Source organism: Pseudomonas azerbaijanoccidentalis (assembly GCF_019145495.1).
Classification (GTDB): Bacteria; Pseudomonadota; Gammaproteobacteria; order Pseudomonadales; family Pseudomonadaceae; genus Aquipseudomonas; species Aquipseudomonas azerbaijanoccidentalis.
Genome location: NZ_JAHSTU010000007.1, coordinates 277645 through 298025 on the forward strand (window position 1 = coordinate 277645; position 20381 = coordinate 298025).

19 protein-coding genes are annotated in these 20381 nt (G+C 59.0%); 10 read left to right on the forward strand and 9 right to left on the reverse strand.

Translation table 11 applies throughout. The features are described from left to right. Positions 1–58 precede the first annotated feature (58 nt). A complete protein-coding gene (locus tag KVG88_RS22530) occupies positions 59–964 on the reverse strand; it encodes a flagellar protein MotY (RefSeq protein ID WP_150704010.1) in 906 nt (301 codons plus the stop codon). A gap of 159 nt (positions 965–1123) precedes the next feature. Between KVG88_RS22530 and pyrC the strand changes: the two genes are divergently transcribed. After that, complete coding sequence (pyrC, locus tag KVG88_RS22535) at positions 1124–2170, forward strand: dihydroorotase (protein ID WP_150704011.1); 1047 nt, start codon at positions 1124–1126, stop codon at positions 2168–2170. Next, complete coding sequence (gene rnt / locus KVG88_RS22540) at positions 2167–2844, forward strand: ribonuclease T (protein ID WP_056853601.1); 678 nt, start codon at positions 2167–2169, stop codon at positions 2842–2844. The genes pyrC and rnt overlap by 4 nt, the downstream gene beginning before the upstream one ends. Positions 2845–2939: 95 nt before the next feature. Here the strand turns inward: rnt and KVG88_RS22545 are convergent, their stop codons facing one another. Beyond that, a complete protein-coding gene (locus KVG88_RS22545) occupies positions 2940–3542 on the reverse strand; it encodes a peroxiredoxin (protein ID WP_008057532.1) in 603 nt (200 codons plus the stop codon). Between the two features lie 302 nt (positions 3543–3844). Here KVG88_RS22545 and KVG88_RS22550 point away from each other — a divergent pair, with 302 nt between their 5' ends. Together KVG88_RS22550 and bfr are read left to right on the forward strand one after the other, a co-directional pair. Continuing rightward, entirely contained in the window at positions 3845–4063 is a 219-nt protein-coding gene (locus tag KVG88_RS22550; RefSeq protein WP_075945535.1) for a bacterioferritin-associated ferredoxin, read from the forward strand. 199 nt (positions 4064–4262) lie between these two features. Further along, positions 4263–4736 carry a bacterioferritin gene (gene bfr, locus KVG88_RS22555; RefSeq protein ID WP_150704012.1) on the forward strand — a complete coding sequence of 158 codons (474 nt, stop codon included), beginning with the start codon at positions 4263–4265 and terminating at the stop codon, positions 4734–4736. A 171-nt stretch (positions 4737–4907) separates the two neighbouring features. Here the strand turns inward: bfr and grxD are convergent, their stop codons facing one another. From grxD to plzR, 3 genes are all read right to left on the reverse strand, one after another. Then, positions 4908–5246 carry a Grx4 family monothiol glutaredoxin gene (gene grxD, locus KVG88_RS22560; protein ID WP_217872805.1) on the reverse strand — a complete coding sequence of 113 codons (339 nt, stop codon included), beginning with the start codon at positions 5244–5246 and terminating at the stop codon, positions 4908–4910. A 97-nt stretch (positions 5247–5343) separates the two neighbouring features. Next, positions 5344–7452 (reverse strand): molybdopterin oxidoreductase family protein, encoded by a 2109-nt coding sequence (locus KVG88_RS22565; RefSeq protein WP_217872806.1) that lies wholly within the window; start codon positions 7450–7452, stop codon positions 5344–5346. Positions 7453–7586: 134 nt separating this feature from the next. Beyond that, complete coding sequence (gene plzR / locus KVG88_RS22570; RefSeq protein ID WP_150704015.1) at positions 7587–7877, reverse strand: PlzR type 4 pili assembly inhibitor; 291 nt, start codon at positions 7875–7877, stop codon at positions 7587–7589. 407 nt (positions 7878–8284) lie between these two features. On the opposite strand from plzR, the gene argF reads away from it, so the two are divergent. Beyond that, complete coding sequence (gene argF, locus KVG88_RS22575; protein ID WP_150702868.1) at positions 8285–9205, forward strand: ornithine carbamoyltransferase; 921 nt, start codon at positions 8285–8287, stop codon at positions 9203–9205. Next, positions 9202–10311 carry an ABC transporter ATP-binding protein gene (locus tag KVG88_RS22580; protein ID WP_150702869.1) on the forward strand — a complete coding sequence of 370 codons (1110 nt, stop codon included), beginning with the start codon at positions 9202–9204 and terminating at the stop codon, positions 10309–10311. Before argF ends, KVG88_RS22580 begins: the two co-directional genes overlap by 4 nt. Before the next feature lie 87 nt (positions 10312–10398). Here the strand turns inward: KVG88_RS22580 and KVG88_RS22585 are convergent, their stop codons facing one another. Further along, positions 10399–11181, reverse strand: a complete 783-nt coding sequence (locus KVG88_RS22585) for a PhzF family phenazine biosynthesis protein (RefSeq protein WP_150702870.1) — start codon at positions 11179–11181, stop codon at positions 10399–10401. A gap of 102 nt (positions 11182–11283) precedes the next feature. After that, positions 11284–11754, reverse strand: a complete 471-nt coding sequence (gene ybaK / locus KVG88_RS22590; protein WP_217872807.1) for a Cys-tRNA(Pro) deacylase — start codon at positions 11752–11754, stop codon at positions 11284–11286. Between the two features lie 338 nt (positions 11755–12092). On the opposite strand from ybaK, the gene KVG88_RS22595 reads away from it, so the two are divergent. The 4 genes from KVG88_RS22595 (at position 12093) to glpD (ending at position 17159) form a co-directional block, all read left to right on the forward strand. Next, the gene (locus KVG88_RS22595; protein WP_150702872.1) at positions 12093–12944 is read left to right on the forward strand and encodes an MIP/aquaporin family protein; all 852 of its coding nucleotides are present in this window, start codon (positions 12093–12095) and stop codon (positions 12942–12944) included. A 73-nt stretch (positions 12945–13017) separates the two neighbouring features. After that, a complete protein-coding gene (gene glpK, locus KVG88_RS22600) occupies positions 13018–14523 on the forward strand; it encodes a glycerol kinase GlpK (protein ID WP_150702873.1) in 1506 nt (501 codons plus the stop codon). A 95-nt stretch (positions 14524–14618) separates the two neighbouring features. Continuing rightward, entirely contained in the window at positions 14619–15374 is a 756-nt protein-coding gene (locus KVG88_RS22605; RefSeq protein ID WP_007971301.1) for a DeoR/GlpR family transcriptional regulator, read from the forward strand. Positions 15375–15620: 246 nt separating this feature from the next. Further along, the gene (gene glpD / locus KVG88_RS22610) at positions 15621–17159 is read left to right on the forward strand and encodes a glycerol-3-phosphate dehydrogenase (protein WP_150702874.1); all 1539 of its coding nucleotides are present in this window, start codon (positions 15621–15623) and stop codon (positions 17157–17159) included. A gap of 120 nt (positions 17160–17279) precedes the next feature. Here glpD and KVG88_RS22615 read toward each other — a convergent pair whose 3' ends face one another. Further along, the gene (locus KVG88_RS22615) at positions 17280–18386 is read right to left on the reverse strand and encodes an NADH:flavin oxidoreductase/NADH oxidase (RefSeq protein ID WP_150702875.1); all 1107 of its coding nucleotides are present in this window, start codon (positions 18384–18386) and stop codon (positions 17280–17282) included. Between the two features lie 244 nt (positions 18387–18630). Beyond that, positions 18631–20340, reverse strand: a complete 1710-nt coding sequence (gene recJ / locus KVG88_RS22620) for a single-stranded-DNA-specific exonuclease RecJ (RefSeq protein ID WP_150702876.1) — start codon at positions 20338–20340, stop codon at positions 18631–18633. Positions 20341–20381: the final 41 nt, after the last annotated feature.

Here is a 20381-nt window from a genome sequence, read left to right on the forward strand (position 1 = left end):
GACAGCTTATGACGACGAAGCGACAGATTATGTCGACAGCGCGACGATGACCGGCGAGTCAGGAAGTTGCCGAAGTGGCCGGTTTTACGGCTTGCGGTGCCACTTGCTCGGGCGGAGCGCCCCGCTCCAGGCGGACGGCTACGCGTCGGTTTTTCGAACGGTTGGCGTTGTTGATATTGGGCGCCAGCGGATATCGCTCGCCATGGAAGCGCAGGGTGATCTGCGATTCCAGAATGCCGTTGGCCTTGAAGAACTCCATCACCGCCAGTGCTCGACGTCGTGACAAGTCCCGGTTGGTCAGGCGGTTGCCGCTGTTGTCGGAATGGCCGTCGAGTTCGATACGGTTAACCGTCGGATCAGCCTTCATGTACTCCAGCATCACCAGCAGCTTGGCTTTCGCCTGCGCATCCAGTTCAATGCCACCGTCGGGAAAACCGACCTGGGACTGTTTGACCTGATCGAAATTCTGCGGCAACAACTTGGCCACACAGCCCTGGTAATCGGCAAACGCCTTGTTGAACTTGACCGGCAACAAGCGCACTTCCGATACCCGACCGTCCCCCGAAGAATGCCGCACCACCGGGCTGCGACCGTCAATCAGGCCGCTGATCAGCCGGCCGGCCTGCGCTTGCGAACTGTTGAACAGCACGTTACCGCTGCCGATGCGCACGGAGCCGAGATTGATGTCGCCACGCCCCGGTTGCCACGGCGCAGCCGCCGCCAACAGAGTGGCCGAGCCACCGCCCAGCATTGCGTTGTAGGCATTCAGACGAAACGTCGCCTGCTCGCCAGCGCGGCGCACGAATTGTCCCGAGCCGAAATCGGTAATCGGCTGAGTCAACCGGCACTCGAACTTGTCACCTTCGACCGTCCACTCAATGCTCTCCAGACGAGTCTGGAAAGTGAGCGCCATCGCAGGAAGGCTGGCAAACACACTGAGCAAGGCTAAATAACGCTGGCGCACGGGAGGCTCCACTGGCTTCTACAACAAAAAGACCGACACACAGATGTTTACGGCATACCTGTTGGATATCGGAAGCTTCCTGCAAAACTTGATAGCGAGTGCCTGCAAGAGTCTTTTCCGGTAGCATTCCCCTCAGTTTGACCCGCCTGGAATCCCCTCATGTCCGACCGCCTGACCCTGCTGCGTCCCGACGACTGGCACATTCATCTTCGCGATGGTGCTGTGTTGACCAATACCGTTGCGGATGTCGCGCGTACCTTTGGTCGCGCCATCATCATGCCTAACCTGGTCCCTCCGGTCCGCAATGCGGCTGAAGCCGACGGCTATCGCCAGCGGATTCTCGCTGCCCGCCCGGCTGGCAACCCGTTCGAACCATTGATGGTCCTGTACCTCACCGACCGCACCCAGCCTGAAGAAATTCGCGAGGCCAAGGCCAGCGGTTTCGTTCACGCCGCCAAGCTGTACCCGGCCGGCGCGACCACCAACTCGGACTCTGGCGTCACCAGCATCGACAAGATCTTCCCGGCGATCGAGGCCATGGCCGAAGTCGGGATGCCGCTGTTGATCCACGGTGAAGTCACCCGCGGCGATGTCGACGTCTTCGACCGCGAAAAAATCTTCATCGATGAGCACATGCGCCGCGTCGTCGAGCGTTTCCCGACGCTCAAAGTGGTGTTCGAGCACATCACCACCGCTGACGCCGTGCAGTTCGTCAACTCGGCCCCGGCCAATGTTGGCGCGACCATCACCGCGCATCACCTGCTGTACAACCGCAACCACATGCTGGTGGGCGGGATTCGGCCGCACTTCTATTGCCTGCCGATCCTCAAGCGCAATACGCACCAGGAAGCCTTGCTTGACGCCGCCACCAGTGGCAGCGAGAAGTTCTTCCTCGGTACCGACTCGGCGCCCCACGCCCAGCATGCCAAGGAAGCCGCTTGCGGTTGCGCCGGCTGCTACACCGCTTATGCGGCAATCGAGATGTACGCTGAAGCATTCGAACAGCGCAATGCGCTGGACAAGCTCGAAGCCTTCGCCAGCCTCAACGGCCCGCGCTTCTATGGCCTGCCGGCCAATACCGATCGCATCACCCTGGTCCGCGAAGAATGGACTGCCCCGACCAGCCTGCCGTTTGGCGAGCTGACCGTTATCCCGCTGCGCGCCGGTGAAAAACTGCGCTGGCGCCTGCTGGAGGAACACGCGTGAGTGAAGACCATTTCGACGACGAACAGGAAGGTCAAGGCGGTGGCGGCGGTTCCCGTCACCCGATGGCCGCACGGTTTCGCGGCTACCTGCCCGTTGTCGTCGACGTAGAAACCGGTGGCTTCAACTCGGCCACCGACGCCCTGCTGGAAATCGCCGCGACCACCATCGCCATGGATGAAAAGGGTTTTGTTTACCCTGATCACACCTACTTCTTCCGCGTCGAGCCTTTTGAAGGCGCGAACGTTGAAGCCGCAGCGCTGGAGTTCACCGGGATCAAGCTCGATCACCCACTGCGCATGGCGGTGAGTGAGGAGACTGCGCTGAACGACATCTTCCGCGGCGTGCGCAAGGCGCTGAAGGCCAACGGTTGCAAACGGGCGATTCTGGTCGGGCACAACAGCAGCTTCGACCTGGGCTTCCTCAACGCCGCTGTCGCGCGCCTGGACATGAAGCGCAACCCGTTTCATCCGTTCTCCAGCTTCGACACGGCGACCCTCGCCGGTCTGGCCTACGGTCAAACGGTGCTGGCCAAAGCCTGTCAGGCAGCGGACATCGACTTTGACGGTCGCGAGGCTCACTCAGCTCGCTACGACACCGAGAAGACCGCTGAACTGTTCTGCGGCATCGTCAATCGGTGGAAGCAGATGGGTGGCTGGGAAGATTTCGACGATTGATCAAGGTGGGACCCGGCTCCTACAGGGTTCACACAGATCTCACCCATAAAAAAACCGGCCCTGGGGCCGGTTTTTTTGTACCTGGAGCCTGCGCCTTACAGTGCGGCAGCGTGCTCGGTCAGGTAAGCAGCAACGCCTTCTGGCGAAGCGTTCATGCCTTTGTCGCCTTTTTTCCAGTTGGCAGGGCAAACTTCGCCGTGCTCTTCGTGGAATTGCAGAGCGTCGACCAGACGCAGCAGCTCTTCCATGTTACGGCCCAGCGGCAGGTCGTTGATGATCTGCGAACGGACAACGCCTTTGTCATCGATCAGGAACGCGCCACGGAACGCTACGCCGTCAGCGGACTGAACGTCGTAGGCCTTCATGATTTCCTGCTTGATGTCGGCAGCCATGGTGTAACGAACTGCGCCGATACCACCATCGTTTACCGGGGTGTTGCGCCAGGCGTTGTGGGTGAAGTGCGAGTCGATCGAAACAGCGACCACTTCAACGTTGCGTGCCTTGAACTCAGACATGCGGTTGTCCAGAGCGATCAGCTCCGACGGGCAAACGAAGGTGAAGTCCAGTGGGTAGAAGAACACCAGGCCGTATTTGCCTTTGATGGCCGACGACAGGGTGAAGCTGTCTACGATTTCGCCATTGCCGAGTACAGCCGGTACGGTGAAGTCAGGGGCTTGTTTGCCTACGAGTACGCTCATTGGATATCTCCTGGTGTAGAAACGTGAAAAACAAGGTCTGCGTCAGCCTGCCACCCTCAAGCGACAGCCCTGTGACACAAACCGAAACGCAAAGACCGGCCATCATACACTGCGTGTTTAACCTGTCCTCAACGGTTTTTCCCGCTGACTTAAAATCGTTGCGACAAAATTGGCTCGTGTATTGCGAAGGAAAACCGTTCGTCAGGCTTGGGAAAATGTCTGCCCAAAGCACTTTGACAATCATTCTCGTTAACATTAAGATCCATCGCATTCGAGACATAAACAAGCGACGGTCTTCACTTATGTATGTTTGCCTCTGCACTGGCGTCACCGACGGTAAAATCCGCGATGCGATCTATGAAGGATGCTGCAGTTACAAAGAAGTCCGTTTGGCCACAGGCGTTGCCAGTCAATGCGGCAAATGTGCCTGCCTTGCCAAGGAAGTGGTCCGCGAAACCCTGATGGAATTGCAGACTGCCCAAGCCGCGATTCCTTATCCTGCAGAATTTACAGCTGCCTGAATAATCCAAATTCAAAGAACCGGACTCATGTCCGGTTTTTTTATGCCTGAAAATCAACTAGTTAGGCTCTAGACGCGGAACACAAACATTCTTATTCCGATTAATTTTCATATATTATTCAATAACTTAGGTTTGACACACTTAGTTGTGCGGCTCAAACTCTGCCTTATAGACAGCTAATACAGGGCAGGACCCCATCATGAAAGGCGACATTACAGTCATCCAGCATCTCAACAAGATCCTTGCCAATGAACTGGTCGCGATCAACCAATACTTTCTGCACGCGCGGATGTATGAGGATTGGGGTCTGAACAAGCTCGGCAAGCACGAGTACCACGAATCCATCGACGAGATGAAGCATGCGGACAAGCTGATCAAGCGCATCCTGTTCCTCGAAGGTCTGCCGAACGTCCAGGACTTGGGCAAGCTGCACATCGGCGAGCACACCAAGGAAATGCTTGAGTGTGACCTGCGTATCGAGAAGACCGGCCATGCCGATCTGAAAGTAGCCATTGCGCATTGCGAGAAAGTCGGCGACTTCGGTAGCCGTGAACTGCTTGAAGATATCCTCGAGTCCGAAGAAGAACATATCGACTGGCTGGAAACCCAACTGGGCCTGATCGACAAAGTGGGTCTGGAAAACTATCTGCAATCGCAGATGGGCGAAGAGTAGGAGCTGTCGAGTGAAACGAGGCTGCGATCTTGGTAGCGCGCCTCTCCAGTAACTTGTTAAGCAAATAAAAAGCCCCGCCACCTCATTAGAGGGGCGGGGCTTTTTAGTGGCTGGAGATCAAGGATCGCAGCCTTGTTTCACTCGACAGCTCCTACAGGGAGCTAATCGAAATTACGCTTCGGACTTGGCAGCAGCAGTTTCAACAGCAGCCTTGATGGTGGTTTGCAGCGAACCGTCTGCAGCCATCTCGGTCATGATGTCGCTACCGCCAACCAGCTCACCACCGACCCACAGTTGCGGGAAGGTTGGCCAGTTAGCGTATTTTGGCAGGTTGGCGCGGATTTCCGGGTTCTGCAGGATGTCCACGTACGCAAACTTTTCGCCACATGCCATCACGGCCTGCGCGGCTTTAGCGGAGAAGCCACACTGCGGGGCATTCGGCGAGCCTTTCATGTAAAGCAGAATGGTGTTGTTGGCAATCTGCTCTTTAATCGTTTCGATGATATCCATGGAGCACCTCGGCTGAACTTTCCGACTCATGGGTCGGCACGGTGGCGCATTGTAACGGAAAGCCGAGCGCCCTGCTCGGTCTCTCCGTCAGATCCGGTCATGCCGCCGCCACAGTCACAGGGACGCCATTGAGCGCCGCATTCCCTGACAGCTCGTCGAGCTGGCATTCATCCGTCAGGTCGTTGGCGCTGGAGCCCGGCTGGCCACTGGCAATGGTCATCTGTACGCCCGGGCGCGCATGACCCCAACCGTGTGGAAGACTGACCACACCTTTCATCATATCCGGACTTCCCAGCACTTCCACTTCAATGACCCCGACCCGCGAGCTGACCCGCACACGCTGGCCGTCGCTCAACCCCCGACTGGCCAGGTCCTGCGGATTCATCAACAACTGATGGCGCGGTTTGCCTTTCACAAGACGGTGGTAGTTGTGCATCCAGGAGTTGTTACTGCGCACGTGGCGACGGCCGATCATCAACAACTCATCAGCCGCTGGGGCCTGAAGTGTGGCAAACCGCGCCAGGTCGGACAGGATCGCGGCGGGTGCAGCCTGAATGCGCTGATTGTCGGTTTTCAGACGAGGCGCCAGATTGGCTTTCAACGCGCCCAGATCAACCCCGTGAGGATGATCGAACAACGTCGCCAGCGACAGTTTTTGCTCCGAGGCATCGCCGTACTGCCCCATGCGTAAACCACGATCGATCATTTGCGCCGGCGCGATGGTCGGCTTCAGCTCCTTGCCGGTCTTCGCGGCAAACGCCTTGGCCAGCCCGACGAAAATTTCCCAGTCATGCAACGCACCTTCAGGCTTGGGCAGGATCGCCCGGTTGAAGCGGCTGACATTGCGCACGGCGAACATATTGAACGTCGTGTCGTAGTGATCGTTTTCCAACGCCGAAGTGGACGGCAGAATCAGGTCGGCGTACCGCGTGGTTTCATTGATGTACAAGTCGACACTGACCATGAACTCCAGGCCATCCAGTGCTTGCTCCAGTTGACGACCGTTGGGCGTCGACAACACCGGATTACCGGCCACGGTGATCAACGCACGAACCTGCCCTTCCCCTTCGGTCAGCATTTCTTCGGCCAGCGCCGACACGGGCAGTTCACCGGCGTACTCCGGGCGCCCGGAAACCCGACTCTGCCACAAGTTGAAATGCCCACCCGAAGTGGAGGCCACCAGGTCCACCGCCGGCTCAGTGCACAAGGCGCCGCCAACGCGATCGAGATTACCGGTGACCAGGTTGATCAGTTGCACCAGCCAATGGCAAAGCGTGCCGAACGCCTGGGTCGAGACGCCCATACGCCCGTAACAAACCGCACTCGGCGCTGCGGCGAAATCCCGCGCCAACTGGCGGATCTGTTCGGCGGGCACTGCACACAGCGGGCTCATGGCGTCGGCGGTGAATGTCGCGATTGCCTCGCGCACTTGATCCAGTCCGTCCACCGGCAAGTGGCTGTCGCGGGTCAGTCCTTCAGCGAACAACGTGTTCAACAGGCCAAACAGCAACGCTGCATCGCCGCCAGGACGCACGAACAAATGCTGATCGGCGATCGCCGCCGTTTCGCTGCGCCGCGGATCGACCACCACCACTTTGCCGCCCCGGGCCTGAATGGCTTTCAAGCGTTTTTCAACATCGGGCACGGTCATGATGCTGCCGTTGGAAGCCAGCGGATTTCCGCCGAGGATCAGCATGAAGTCGGTGTGATCGATGTCCGGGATCGGCAGCAGCAAACCGTGGCCATACATCAAATGACTGGTCAGGTGATGGGGCAATTGGTCGACCGACGTCGCGGAAAACCGATTGCGGGTTTTCAGCAGGCCGAGAAAGTAATTGCTGTGGGTCATCAGCCCATAGTTGTGCACACTGGGGTTGCCCTGATAGACCGCCACCGCGTTTTGCCCGTGACGCTCCTGAATCGCCGCCAGGCGTTCGGCGACAAGGCTGAAGGCGTCTTCCCACTCGATGGGTTGCCATTCGCTGCCAACGCGGCGCATTGGCTGGTGCAGGCGATCAGGATCATTCTGAATGTCCTGCAGGGCCACAGCCTTGGGGCAGATGTGCCCGCGACTGAACGTATCCAGCGGGTCACCCTTGATCGAGGTGATCTGCAGGCTGCCGGATTCGGCCTCGGTGGTTTCAATGGTCAAACCGCAGATGGCTTCACACAGGTGGCACGCACGGTGATGGAGAGTCTTGGTCATGGCCAGTCTCTATTTTGTTCTGGGCGGGCAATGTCGGCCGCGGGAACAAAACTATGGCGCGTGCCCCGCTGGCGTGCCAGCGACGTTCGTCTCGTGAATCGGTGACCATCAGGCCAGCCGATGGTCGCCGCCCATCAGCTCGATGGCAGTCTTGGCGGCGCTTGCAACTGGATTTCCTGAATAGTTTCGATCTGCTCATGGGCAACGTGCACGCCAGTCAGTTCACCGATCAACCGCCAGTGCTCGTCGAGCCCGGTACTGATGGTGGCCATGCGGTCGATCATGCGGCGACCCGCATCCCTTGTCACTGGATCGCTGCTACGCAGCAATTCGAAAGACATCGAGGTCATTGACGCGGTCAGGTGTGTCAAGGAGCGGGCTGTGAGGCCTAGTAATTCCATTAGCTGCTGTTCTTTCGATTCCATCGCGGTGGCTTCCTGCGTCGCTCGTGATTTATTTATAACCCAGCACTTTGCATTAGCAAATATTTCAGATCAGACGCACGGCCCCCAAACTTCGCGAATTACGGACCGCAAACCGACCACCACGGCACCCACAGCGCCCCGTTTGATTGCCAAGCGGCGCAGGCACGGTGTACAAATGCTTCGCTGCTGTCAGGAAACAGGCTTCAAAAGCGCTACTGCGGTCACCCCGTAGCCCCTCTGAAATCCCCTAAAAACCGTAGCCCTATTGGTAAGACGCGACATTTAATTATAAGATCGCGCCTTCCCCTATTTCGTCGCCCCGTGCGGCTTACGCCGCAGGTCTCGCCCGTTGTTCCGTTAAACAAGGCTTTGAGCATCTGCGGTTTGTAGCAAAAAGGTAGTCAATGATGAGCGCAAGGCACTTTCTCTCCCTGATGGATTGCACGCCCGAAGAGCTGGTCAGCGTGATCCGTCGAGGCGTTGAGCTCAAAGACCTGCGTAACCGCGGCGTACTGTTCGAGCCCTTGAAAAACCGCGTGCTCGGGATGATTTTCGAGAAGTCCTCGACCCGCACCCGTATTTCCTTCGAAGCCGGCATGATCCAGCTCGGTGGCCAGGCGATTTTCCTGTCGCCCCGTGATACCCAACTGGGCCGTGGCGAGCCGATCGGCGACTGCGCCATTGTCATGTCGAGCATGCTCGACGCGGTGATGATCCGTACCTTTGCCCACAGCAACCTGACCGAGTTCGCCGCCAACTCCCGCGTACCGGTAATCAACGGCTTGTCCGACGACCTGCACCCCTGCCAGTTGCTGGCCGACATGCAAACCTTCCTCGAACACCGTGGCTCCATCCAGGGCAAGACCGTGGCCTGGATCGGTGACGGCAACAACATGTGCAACAGTTATATAGAAGCGGCGATCCAGTTCGACTTCCATCTGCGCGTTGCCTGCCCGGAAGGCTATGAGCCCAATCCCGAATTCGTCGCCAAGGCCGGAGACCGCGTCACCATCGTTCGCGATCCGAAAGATGCCGTGCGCGGCGCCCATCTGGTCAGCACTGATGTCTGGACCTCCATGGGCCAGGAAGAAGAAACCGCCAAGCGCCTTCAGCTGTTCGCCCCTTACCAGGTCAACCGCGCGCTGCTCGACCTGGCAGCGCCGGACGTGTTGTTCATGCATTGCCTGCCCGCTCACCGCGGCGAAGAAATCAGTGTCGATCTGCTCGACGACGCGCGTTCGGTGGCCTGGGATCAAGCTGAAAACCGCCTGCATGCACAAAAGGCCCTGCTCGAGTTTCTCGTCGAGCCGGCGTACCACCACGCATGAGCCAGCCATTACTGCTTAACCTGCGCAACCTGGCCTGCGGTTATCAAGACCAGCGGGTGGTGCAAAATCTCAACCTGCATTTGAACGCCGGTGACATCGGTTGCCTGCTCGGCTCTTCAGGCTGCGGCAAGACCACCACGCTACGCGCCATTGCCGGTTTCGAACCGGTGCATGAAGGTGACATTCAACTGGCGGGCGAGACCATCTCCAGCGCCGGTTTCACCCTCGCACCGGAGAAGCGTCGCATTGGTATGGTGTTCCAGGACTACGCCCTGTTTCCACACCTGAGCGTGGCCGACAACATCGCCTTCGGCATTCGCAAGCATCCACAAAAGGATCGCGTCACCGAAGAGCTGCTGGAACTGGTCAACCTCAAAGGCCTGGGCAAGCGCTTCCCCCATGAGCTTTCCGGCGGCCAGCAGCAACGTGTCGCACTGGCCCGCGCCCTGGCGCCGGAGCCGCAATTGCTGTTGCTCGACGAACCGTTCTCCAACCTCGATGGCGAATTGCGCCGCAAGCTCAGCCACGAGGTTCGCGACATTCTCAAGGCCCGTGGCACCAGCGCAATTCTGGTGACTCACGATCAGGAAGAAGCGTTCGCCGTCAGCGATCACGTCGGTGTCTTCAAGGAAGGTCGACTGGAGCAGTGGGATACGCCCTACAACCTCTATCACGAACCGCTGACGCCGTACGTGGCCAGTTTCATCGGCCAGGGGTACTTCATTCGTGGTCAGTTGAGCAGCCCGGAATCGGTGCAAACCGAACTGGGCGAGTTGCGCGGAAACCGGGCCTACACCTGGCCGGTGGGCGGCGCGGTGGACGTGTTGCTGCGGCCGGACGATATCGTTTATGCGCCAGACAGCGCGTTGAAGGTGCGCATCGTCGGCAAGTCGTTCCAGGGCGCATCAACGCTTTACCGCCTGCAACTGCCGACCGGCACGCAACTGGAGTCGATCTTCCCGAGCCATGTCGATCATCAGATCGGCGCAGAGGTCGGCATTCGTGTCGCCGCGGAACACCTGGTGCTGTTTCAGGCGAGCGGCAGCATGGCGGCGCAAATTCCGGCGGTTGAATCCGGTGTTCGGCGGCATAGCACCGCTCACTGAAACGGATCAAAAGATCGCAGCCTTCGGCAGTTCCTGCATGGCTTGTGTACGCCAGTAGGAGCTGCCGAAGGCTGCGATCTTTTGCTTTCAACCCAACATCAGCGTCCCACTCGCCACCAGCGTCGCATTCCCGCCGATCTTCACCCGATCGCCTTCCAGTCGGCAGAACAACTCGCCACCCCGCGCCGAACACTGGTACGCCGTCAAACCCGACTTGCCCAAGCGCTTGGACCAATACGGAATCAGGCTGCAATGGGTCGAACCGGTCACCGGGTCTTCATTAATGCCAATGGCCGGCGCGAAGTAACGGGAAACAAAGTCGTGCTTGCTGCCCCGGGCTGTCACGATGGCGCCCAGCCATGGCAGTTTTGCCAATGCGGCCATGTCCGGTTTGCAATCGAGCACCGCCTGCTCGGACTCCAGCACCACGAACAATTCATTCGAGCCCAACACATCGACCGCTTCGACGCCGAGCGCGCGCTCGACGTCCAGGGTCACGCCCACTTCCGACGGGATGATCGCCGGAAAATCCAGCCACAATCGCCCACTCTCGCGGCTGACACTCAGCGGGCCGGACTTGCAGGTGAAGTCCAGGCGCTCAACCGGTTCCTTGTAGATCTCGAACAAAACGTAAGCACTGGCCAGCGTTGCGTGGCCGCACAACGGGACCTCGGTGGTCGGGGTAAACCAGCGAATGTGCCAGCCCTGCCCTTCTCGTACGACAAATGCCGTTTCGGCAAGATTGTGTTCAGCGGCGATCTTTTGCATCAACTCATCGGCGAGCCAGGCGTCCAGCCGATAGACCATTGCCGGGTTGCCACGAAAGGGTTGATCGCTAAACGCGTCGACCTGATGAAACTCAAGTTGCATAACCATCTCCCTATGTCAGGTCGTCGAGCATGCGGTCGCCGGGGAAAACACACCAGTGACAGAACAGACCGATTTTCGCCATACAGCGCCGTGTCTGATCCCTCAGGCCCGGCCGATGTCAGCGAATGTCGCCTGAGTATGTTCAGCCAGCACCGCCGGTGCCAATTCGACCTCCAGGCCACGTCGACCGGCGCTGACAAAAATGCTCGCGAAGGGCTGGGCGGAGTTATCTATAAAGGTGCGCAAACGCTTCTTTTGCCCCAACGGGCTGATACCGCCTAACAGATACCCCGTCGAACGTTGCGCAGCGGCGGGGTCGGCCATTTCGACTTTTTTCACCCCGGCGGCGTGTGCCAGGCCCTTCAAGTCCAGGCTGCCGACCACCGGCACCACCGCCACCAGTAACTCGCCTTTCTCGCTCGCCGCCAGCAAGGTCTTGAAGACCTGCGCCGGATCCAGGCCGAGTTTTTCTGCAGCTTCTAGCCCGTAGGACGCAGCCTTCGGATCATGTTCGTAACTGTGCACTCGGTGTTCGGCCCGAACCTTTTTCAGCAAATCCAATGCGGGTGTCATGACAGCTCCAGACTTGGCGGGAGTAAAAAAATCCTGCGCCGGATTCTAGGACATTGATTCATAAAAGGCTCTATCCGGCACCGTTTGCACGGGCAACCCACCGTCACCCGTTACGATCATTCACCGAACTAATAGTTTCTTTGTGACCAACGGTTCACTTTCGACCTTTGACAGCAGTGTTTCTTGTCTATATTTTTTCGTTTCTGAAACTGTACGAAAAGCCTTACCGCAGTGCCCCGCTGTAAACCGGGAACAGGATGGGGATCCTGCCTCGGGGAAAAACGCGCTTTGACCCTCAAGGAATGAAAGCGCCAGACAAGAAAAAAAATGAGGTTTCAATGACTACTGCTTTAAAACCACCGTCGCTCTCGAGCCAATGCATGGCCGAGTTTTTGGGGACTGCGCTTCTGATCTTTTTTGGTACCGGTTGCGTTGCCGCGCTCAAGGTCGCGGGCGCCAGCTTTGGATTGTGGGAAATCAGCATCATCTGGGGCGTCGGCGTGAGTATGGCGATCTACCTGACCGCCGGGGTTTCGGGGGCACACCTCAATCCAGCCGTCAGCATCGCGCTGAGCATTTTTGCCGACTTCGAAAAGCGCAAACTGCCGTTCTATATTTTCGCCCAGGTCGCAGGGGCCTTCTGCGGCGCCCTGCTGGTGTACACGCTATACAGCAACCTGTTCTTCGATTTCGAACAAACCCACCACATGGTTCGTGGTACTGAAGCCAGCCTCGAATTGGCATCGGTGTTCTCGACGTTCCCCAACCCGAGCCTGTCCACGGCGCAAGCGTTTCTGGTCGAAGTCATCATTACCGCCATCCTGATGGGCGTGATCATGTCGCTGACCGATGATAACAACGGCCTGCCCAATGGCCCGCTGGCGCCGATCCTGATCGGTTTGCTGATTGCGGTGATTGGCAGTTCGATGGGGCCGCTGACCGGTTTCGCGATGAACCCGGCTCGTGACTTCGGCCCCAAGCTGATGACTTTCTTCGCGGGCTGGGGTGAAATTTCCTTCACTGGCGGCCGCGATATTCCGTATTTCCTGATTCCGATCTTTGCACCGATCGTCGGTGCCTGCCTGGGTGCAGCGGCCTATCGCGGCTTGATTGCCCGCCATCTGCCGAGCGCCGTACCTGCTACAAAGGAAGCACGACCTGCCATTGACGGCAAACCGAGAATTTCTTGATACCGTTGGCGCATGATCCTGCCGAACAGATCGCGCCAGAACTCGCTCCCTTATTTCGTCCAAGGCAATCGACATGACCGACATTCAGAATAAGAACTACATCATTGCCCTCGATCAGGGTACGACCAGCTCGCGCGCGATCATTTTCGACCGCGACGCCAACGTAGTCTGCACCGCTCAACGTGAGTTCGCGCAGCATTACCCGCAAGCCGGTTGGGTCGAACATGACCCGATGGAAATCTTCGCCACCCAAAGCGCGGTGATGGTCGAGGCCCTGGCGCAGGCTGGCCTGCATCACGATCAGGTCGCGGCCATCGGTATCACCAACCAGCGTGAAACCACCGTGGTCTGGGACAAGAACACCGGGCGCCCGATCTACAACGCCATCGTCTGGCAATGCCGGCGCAGCACCGAGATCTGCCAGCAACTCAAGCGCGACGGCCACGAGCAATACATCAGCGACACCACTGGCCTGGTGACCGACCCGTACTTCTCCGGCACCAAGCTCAAGTGGATTCTCGACAACGTCGAAGGCAGTCGTGAGCGCGCGCGCAACGGCGAACTGCTGTTCGGCACCGTCGACAGCTGGTTGATCTGGAAATTTACCGGCGGCAAGGTGCACGTCACCGACTACACCAACGCTTCGCGCACCATGCTCTTCAACATCCACACGCTGCAGTGGGACGCGAAGATGCTGGAGGTGCTGGACATCCCGCGTGAGATGCTCCCGGAAGTGAAATCGTCGTCGGAAATTTACGGCCGCACCAAAAGCGGTATCGCCATCGGCGGCATCGCTGGTGACCAGCAAGCTGCGCTGTTCGGCCAGATGTGCGTCGAGGCCGGCCAGGCCAAAAACACCTACGGCACCGGTTGCTTCTTGCTGATGAACACTGGAGACAAAGCCGTGAAATCCAATCACGGCATGCTCACCACCATCGCCTGCGGCCCGCGTGGCGAAGTGGCTTATGCGCTGGAAGGCGCGGTGTTCAACGGTGGCTCCACCGTGCAATGGCTGCGTGACGAGCTGAAGATCATCAACGACGCCCACGACACCGAATACTTCGCCAACAAGGTCAAGGACAGCAACGGTGTGTACCTGGTCCCGGCGTTTACCGGTCTGGGCGCGCCGTACTGGGACCCGTACGCCCGTGGCGCACTGTTCGGCCTGACCCGCGGTGTGCGTGTGGACCACATCATCCGCGCCGCGCTGGAGTCGATCGCCTACCAGACTCGCGACGTGCTCGACGCCATGCAACAGGACGCTGGCGAACGCCTCAAAGCCCTGCGCGTAGACGGTGGAGCGGTGGCGAACAACTTCCTCATGCAGTTCCAGGCCGACATTCTCGGCACACAAGTCGAGCGCCCGCAAATGCGCGAAACTACGGCGCTGGGCGCGGCTTACCTGGCGGGCCTGGCCTGCGGTTTCTGGGGCAGCCTGGAAGAGTTGCGCGGCAAAGCTGTCATCGAACGCAAATTCGAACCGACACTGGACGAAACCGCGAAGGAAAAACTCTACGCTGGCTGGAAAAAAGCCGTCAGTCGCACCCGCGATTGGGCGTCTGAAGACGAAGCCGAATAAGCCAAGCTGAGGACTCGTATCCGCATGTAACTGGTCGGGAGCAGATTCCTGCGGCATCATGGGCAAATTTTGCACGGCAGCCCAAAGGACGCCCCATGAATCTGCCTCCCCGTCAGCAGCAAATCCTCGAACTGGTCCGCGAACGCGGCTACGTCAGTATCGAGGAAATGGCCACGCTGTTCGTAGTTACCCCGCAAACCATTCGCCGCGATATCAATCAGCTGGCGGAAGCCAATTTACTGCGTCGCTACCATGGCGGCGCAGCTTACGACTCCAGTGTCGAAAACACCGCTTACGCCATGCGCGCCGATCAGATGCGCGATGAAAAGCAGCGTATCGGCGAAGCCATCGCCGCACAGATTCCCGACCATGCCTCGTTGTTCATCAACATCGGCACCACAACCGAATCCATCGCCCGCGCATTGCTCAATCACAGCCATCTGAAGATCATCACCAACAACCTGCATGTGGCCTCGATGCTCAGCGCCAAGGACGACTTTGACGTACTGCTGACCGGCGGCAACGTGCGGCGCGACGGTGGCGTGGTCGGTCAGGCCAGCGTCGATTTCATTAATCAGTTCAAGGTCGACTTCGCCCTGGTCGGCATCAGCGGCATCGACGAAGACGGCAGCCTGCTGGATTTCGATTATCAGGAAGTGCGGGTGTCACAGGCGATCATCGCCAACGCCCGGCAAGTGATACTCGCCGCAGACTCCAGCAAATTCGGGCGCAACGCCATGATTCGCTTGGGGCCGATCAGCCTGGTCGATTGCCTGGTGACTGATCAGCAGCCGTCGCCAGCGCTGGCGCAGTTGTTGAACCAGCATAAGGTTCGGCTGGAAGTGGTTTAAGGCTTTTCAGCCTCAAAAGATCGCAGCCTTCGGCAGTTCCTACAGGATCCATGCACCTGTAGGAGCTGCCGAAGGCTGCGATTTTTTGCTTTTATGTTCGTAAATTTTCCTTTATCTGCCCTTCGATGAGTATTTTCAATCGAAGCCGACTGGCTGCGCGCGTCTTTATCGGCTAGTATTTTCGCAAATGAACATTTATGTTCGAATTCAAATACAGAAAATCAAAAAAGTCCGAGGCCTTAGCCGATGCCCACTTCTACCTTGCCTACGCCCCCTCTTGCCGAGGTCTACGATATCGCCGTCATCGGTGGCGGGATCAATGGTGTGGGGATCGCAGCAGACGCCGCCGGTCGTGGCCTCTCGGTGTTCCTTTGCGAAAAGGATGACTTGGCCAGCCATACCTCATCGGCCAGCAGCAAGCTGATCCACGGCGGCCTGCGTTATCTCGAACATTATGAGTTCCGCCTCGTACGCGAAGCCCTGGCCGAACGTGAAGTGCTGCTGGCGAAGGCGCCGCACATCGTCAAGCAAATGCGCTTCGTGCTGCCACACCGCCCGCACTTGCGTCCGGCCTGGATGATCCGCGCGGGCCTGTTTCTGTACGACAATCTCGGCAAACGCGAACAGCTCCAGGGTTCGAAAAGCCTGAAGTTCGGTGCCGACAGCGCACTGAAAAGCGAAATCACCAAAGGCTTTGAATACTCCGACTGCTGGGTCGACGATGCGCGCCTCGTGGTGCTGAACGCCATGGCCGCCCGGGAAAAAGGCGCCCACGTCCATACTCAGACCCGTTGTGTCAGCGCTCGCCGCACCAAAGGCTTGTGGCACCTGCACCTGGAACGCGCCGACGGCAGCCTGTTTTCGATTCGTGCCAAAGCATTGGTGAACGCGGCGGGCCCTTGGGTGGCCAAGTTCATTCGCGACGATTTGAAAATGGAATCCCCGTACGGCATTCGCCTGATCCAGGGTAGCCACCTGATCGTGCCGAAACTCTACGAAGGCGAACACGCGCACATTCTGCAAAACGAAGATCAGCGCATCGTGTTCACCATTCCGTACCTGAACCACTTCACCCTGATCGGCACCACCGATCGCGAATACACGGGCGATCCGGCAGCGGTTGCGATCACCGAGGGTGAAACCGATTACCTGCTGAAAGTGGTCAACGCCCACTTCAAAAAGCAGATCAACCGCGACGACATCCTGCACAGCTACTCCGGCGTCCGCCCGCTGTGCAATGACGAATCGGACAACCCATCGGCCGTGACCCGCGATTACACCCTAGCGCTGTCGGGTTCCGGCGAAGAAGCCCCACTGTTGTCGGTGTTCGGCGGCAAGTTGACCACGTATCGCAAACTGGCCGAGTCGGCGCTGGCGCAATTGGCACCGTACTTCACGCACATCCAACCGAGTTGGACTGCCAGTGCGCCCCTGCCGGGCGGCGAAGACATGAGCACGCCGCAGGCGTTGAGCTCACAAATTCGTGACCGGTTCGATTGGGTACCGACGGAAATCTCGCGCCGCTGGGCCACCACCTACGGCAGCCGAACCTGGCGCATGCTCGAAGGCGTGCAAAACCTGAGCGATCTGGGTGAACACATCGGCGGCGGTCTCTACACCCGTGAAGTCGATTACCTGTGCAGCGAAGAATGGGCCACCACCGCCCACGACATCCTGTGGCGTCGCAGCAAGCTTGGTTTGTTCACCACACCGGCAGAACAGGACAAGCTCAAGGACTACCTGAACAAGGTCGAGCAGAACCGCAGCAAGATCGAAGCAGCCTGATCGACAAAGATCAAAAGATCGCAGCTTCGCTTCACTCGCAGCGCCTACAGAGGAACGAATTCCCCTGTAGGAGCTGCGAGTGAAACGAAGCTGCGATCTTTTTTTTCGTATTTGGCAGGTTTAGTCGCGAAGGTCCGACTCGTGGATGGGTTGATCACGATGAGTGGCGCGTTGGTACTGCGCCGGCCAGATGGCCTTGCGTCCCCCGAGATCATCATCGGCGTGCAGCGGCCAGTACGGATCGCGCAACAGTTCGCGCGCCAGGAAAATGATATCCGCCTGACAGGTGCGCAGAATGTGCTCGGCCTGCGCCGGCTCGGTAATCATCCCCACGGTGCCGGTGGCGATGTCGGCTTCTTTGCGCACACGCTCAGCAAAGCGCGTTTGATAGCCAGGCCCGGTCGGGATCTCCGCGTTGACCGCCGTGCCGCCCGACGACACATCGATCAGGTCTACCCCCAGCGCCTTCAGGCGTCGCGCCAGTTCGACGGTTTCATCCGGATTCCAGCCATCCTCTACCCAATCCGTGGCCGAAACCCGGACGAATAGGGGCAATTCTTGCGGCCATACCGCACGGACCGCCTCCGTAACCTGCAACACCAGGCGAATGCGGTTTTCGAAGGAACCGCCCCATTGATCGCGCCGCTGATTACTCAGCGGTGAAAGAAATTGATGCAGCAGATAACCATGGGCCGCATGCACTTCCACCACTTTGAACCCGGCTTCCAGCGCGCGCTTGGCTGAATCGACAAAGGCCTGAATCACCTCGGCGATTTCATCGTCGTCGAGCTGTTTGGGTTGTGTGTGCTGAGGGTCGAATGCAATTGGCGATGGGCCGACCGGCAACCAGCCTCCGTCGTCCGGTTTTACACTGCCGTGCTTGCCGAGCCACGGCCGATAGGTGCTGGCCTTGCGCCCCGCATGGGCCAACTGAATGCCCGCTACGCCGCCCTGAGCAGCGATGAAACGGGTGATGCGTTGCAGCGGTTCGATCTGTTCATCGTTCCACAGACCCAGGTCTTGCGCGGTGATGCGGCCGTCGGCGGTGACCGCCGTGGCTTCGGTAAACACCAGCCCCGCTCCGCCGATCGCACGGCTGCCGAGGTGGACCAGGTGCCAGTCATTGGCCAGGCCATCGACGCTTGAGTATTGGCACATCGGCGATACCGCGATGCGGTTGAGCAGGGTCAATTGGCGAAGGGTATAGGGTTCAAGCAGCAGACTCATGGGGCACCTCTCGAATCAGTGGTCAGGCTCCAGGGTTCTGTTTGAAAAGTCGACGAGTGACAGGAAAAAGCTAAGGCACCCGCCCCCGCGGGCAAAAAATTCGACAAGACGTCACAAGGATAATCAAGCAGTGTTTAGAGACTAGTCGACATCGGGGCTCAGTGGGGGGTTCAACAAAAGATCGCAGCCTTCGGCAGCGGCCAAAGGCCCGTAGGAGCTGCCGAAGGCTTCGATCTTTTTATGCTTAACGCGGTTCGATATGGGCAATCATCAACTGAACCGTCTCATTGCCGCGAAACTCGTTTACGTCGAGCTTATAGGCCAACTCCACCCACTTGATGGTCGGATTCGGCCACACCTCCCGGTCGATGCCAAAGGCAATGCCATCGAGCTTGACCGAGCCACACTCGCTTCTGAGCACCACTTTCAGGTGCCGTTCGCCGACCACGCGCTGCTCGACCAACTGGAACACCCCGTGAAACAGCGGCTCCGGAAAGTGCTGTCCCCAAGGCCCGGCATGGCGCAGCGCGCGGGCCAGTTCCAAGTGAAACTCCTCGACCGCCAGCGTGCCGTCCGACAGCAAGCGCCCGGTCAGGTCTTCTTCGCGCAATTGCCGACGCACCTCGGCATCAAACGCTTCGGCAAACAGCGGGAAATTCGCTTCCGGCAACGTCAGGCCGGCAGCCATCGCGTGGCCGCCGTATTTGGTGATCAGGTTCGGATGCTGCGCCGCCACCACACTCAGGGCGTCACGAATATGAAAGCCCTGGACTGAACGTCCCGAGCCCTTGAGCAGGCCATCCCCGGCATCGGCAAACGCGATGGTCGGGCGGAAATAGCGCTCCTTCATGCGCGACGCGAGGATACCGATAACCCCCTGATGCCACTCGGGATCGAACAGGCACAAGCCGAACGGCATCGATTCCACCGGCAGATCCTTGAGCTGAGCCAGCGCTTCACGCTGCATGCCCTGCTCGATGGATTTGCGGTCCTGGTTCATGCCGTCCAGCTGCGCGGCCATTTCGCCGGCAAGGCCGGCGTCTTCGGTCAACAAGCATTCGATGCCCAGGCTCATGTCATCCAGACGCCCCGCCGCGTTCAGGCGCGGGCCGACAATAAAGCCAAGGTCGGTGGAGGTGATGCGCGCGTGATCACGCTTGGCCACTTCGAGGATCGCCTTGATCCCCGGCCGGGCACGACCGGCACGAATCCGCTCCAGTCCCTGATGCACCAGAATGCGGTTGTTGGCATCCAGCGGCACCACGTCGGCCACACTGCCCAGTGCCACCAGATCGAGCAATTCGCCGATGTTCGGCTGCGGCTTGTTCGCGTACCAGCCGAGTTCACGCAGCCGCGCGCGCAAAGCCATCAGTACATAGAAAATCACCCCGACACCGGCCAGCGCCTTGCTCGGGAACTCGCAACCCGGCTGATTCGGATTGACGATGGCATCGGCCAGCGGCAGTTCATCCCCGGGCAAGTGGTGATCGGTGACCAGCACGTTGAGCCCGGCCTTCTTCGCCGCCGCCACGCCTTCGACGCTGGAGATGCCGTTGTCCACGGTGATCAGCAACTGAGGTTGACGCTCCAGCGCTACCGCGACGATCTCCGGCGTCAGGCCGTAGCCGTAGTCGAATCGATTGGGCACCAGGTAATCGACATGCGCCGCACCCAGCAAGCGCAAACCCAAAGTGCCCACGGTACTGGCCGTCGCGCCGTCAGCGTCAAAGTCGCCGACGATCAGGATCCGCTGACGTTGCTCCAGCGCGGTCACCAGCAAATCCACGGCCGCCTCGATGCCCTTGAGCTTCTGGAACGGAATCAGCCGCGCCAGGCTCTTGTCCAGCTCGGCTTCGGACTGCACACCCCGCGCCGCATACAGGCGGGTCAGCAAAGGCGGAATATCACCGAGGAAGGGCAAGGTGTCGGGCAGCAGGCGGGGTTCGATGCGCATGGGGTGACAGAAGCTTCTCTTGGGTACGTAGGATAAAACCG

What these genes read in the sequence shown, in the direction of transcription:
- pyrC (WP_150704011.1), top strand. Translation starts at nt 1,124, where the DNA reads ATGTCCGACCGCCTGACCCTGCTGCGTCCCGACGACTGGCACATTCAT.
- KVG88_RS22545 (WP_008057532.1), bottom strand. Translation starts at nt 3,542, where the DNA reads ATGAGCGTACTCGTAGGCAAACAAGCCCCTGACTTCACCGTACCGGCT.
- KVG88_RS22550 (WP_075945535.1), top strand. Translation starts at nt 3,845, where the DNA reads ATGTATGTTTGCCTCTGCACTGGCGTCACCGACGGTAAAATCCGCGAT.
- bfr (WP_150704012.1), top strand. Translation starts at nt 4,263, where the DNA reads ATGAAAGGCGACATTACAGTCATCCAGCATCTCAACAAGATCCTTGCC.
- grxD (WP_217872805.1), bottom strand. Translation starts at nt 5,246, where the DNA reads ATGGATATCATCGAAACGATTAAAGAGCAGATTGCCAACAACACCATT.
- KVG88_RS22565 (WP_217872806.1), bottom strand. Translation starts at nt 7,452, where the DNA reads ATGACCAAGACTCTCCATCACCGTGCGTGCCACCTGTGTGAAGCCATC.
- plzR (WP_150704015.1), bottom strand. Translation starts at nt 7,877, where the DNA reads ATGGAATCGAAAGAACAGCAGCTAATGGAATTACTAGGCCTCACAGCC.
- argF (WP_150702868.1), top strand. Translation starts at nt 8,285, where the DNA reads ATGAGCGCAAGGCACTTTCTCTCCCTGATGGATTGCACGCCCGAAGAG.
- KVG88_RS22580 (WP_150702869.1), top strand. Translation starts at nt 9,202, where the DNA reads ATGAGCCAGCCATTACTGCTTAACCTGCGCAACCTGGCCTGCGGTTAT.
- KVG88_RS22585 (WP_150702870.1), bottom strand. Translation starts at nt 11,181, where the DNA reads ATGCAACTTGAGTTTCATCAGGTCGACGCGTTTAGCGATCAACCCTTT.
- ybaK (WP_217872807.1), bottom strand. Translation starts at nt 11,754, where the DNA reads ATGACACCCGCATTGGATTTGCTGAAAAAGGTTCGGGCCGAACACCGA.
- KVG88_RS22595 (WP_150702872.1), top strand. Translation starts at nt 12,093, where the DNA reads ATGACTACTGCTTTAAAACCACCGTCGCTCTCGAGCCAATGCATGGCC.
- glpK (WP_150702873.1), top strand. Translation starts at nt 13,018, where the DNA reads ATGACCGACATTCAGAATAAGAACTACATCATTGCCCTCGATCAGGGT.
- KVG88_RS22605 (WP_007971301.1), top strand. Translation starts at nt 14,619, where the DNA reads ATGAATCTGCCTCCCCGTCAGCAGCAAATCCTCGAACTGGTCCGCGAA.
- glpD (WP_150702874.1), top strand. Translation starts at nt 15,621, where the DNA reads ATGCCCACTTCTACCTTGCCTACGCCCCCTCTTGCCGAGGTCTACGAT.
- KVG88_RS22615 (WP_150702875.1), bottom strand. Translation starts at nt 18,386, where the DNA reads ATGAGTCTGCTGCTTGAACCCTATACCCTTCGCCAATTGACCCTGCTC.
- recJ (WP_150702876.1), bottom strand. Translation starts at nt 20,340, where the DNA reads ATGCGCATCGAACCCCGCCTGCTGCCCGACACCTTGCCCTTCCTCGGT.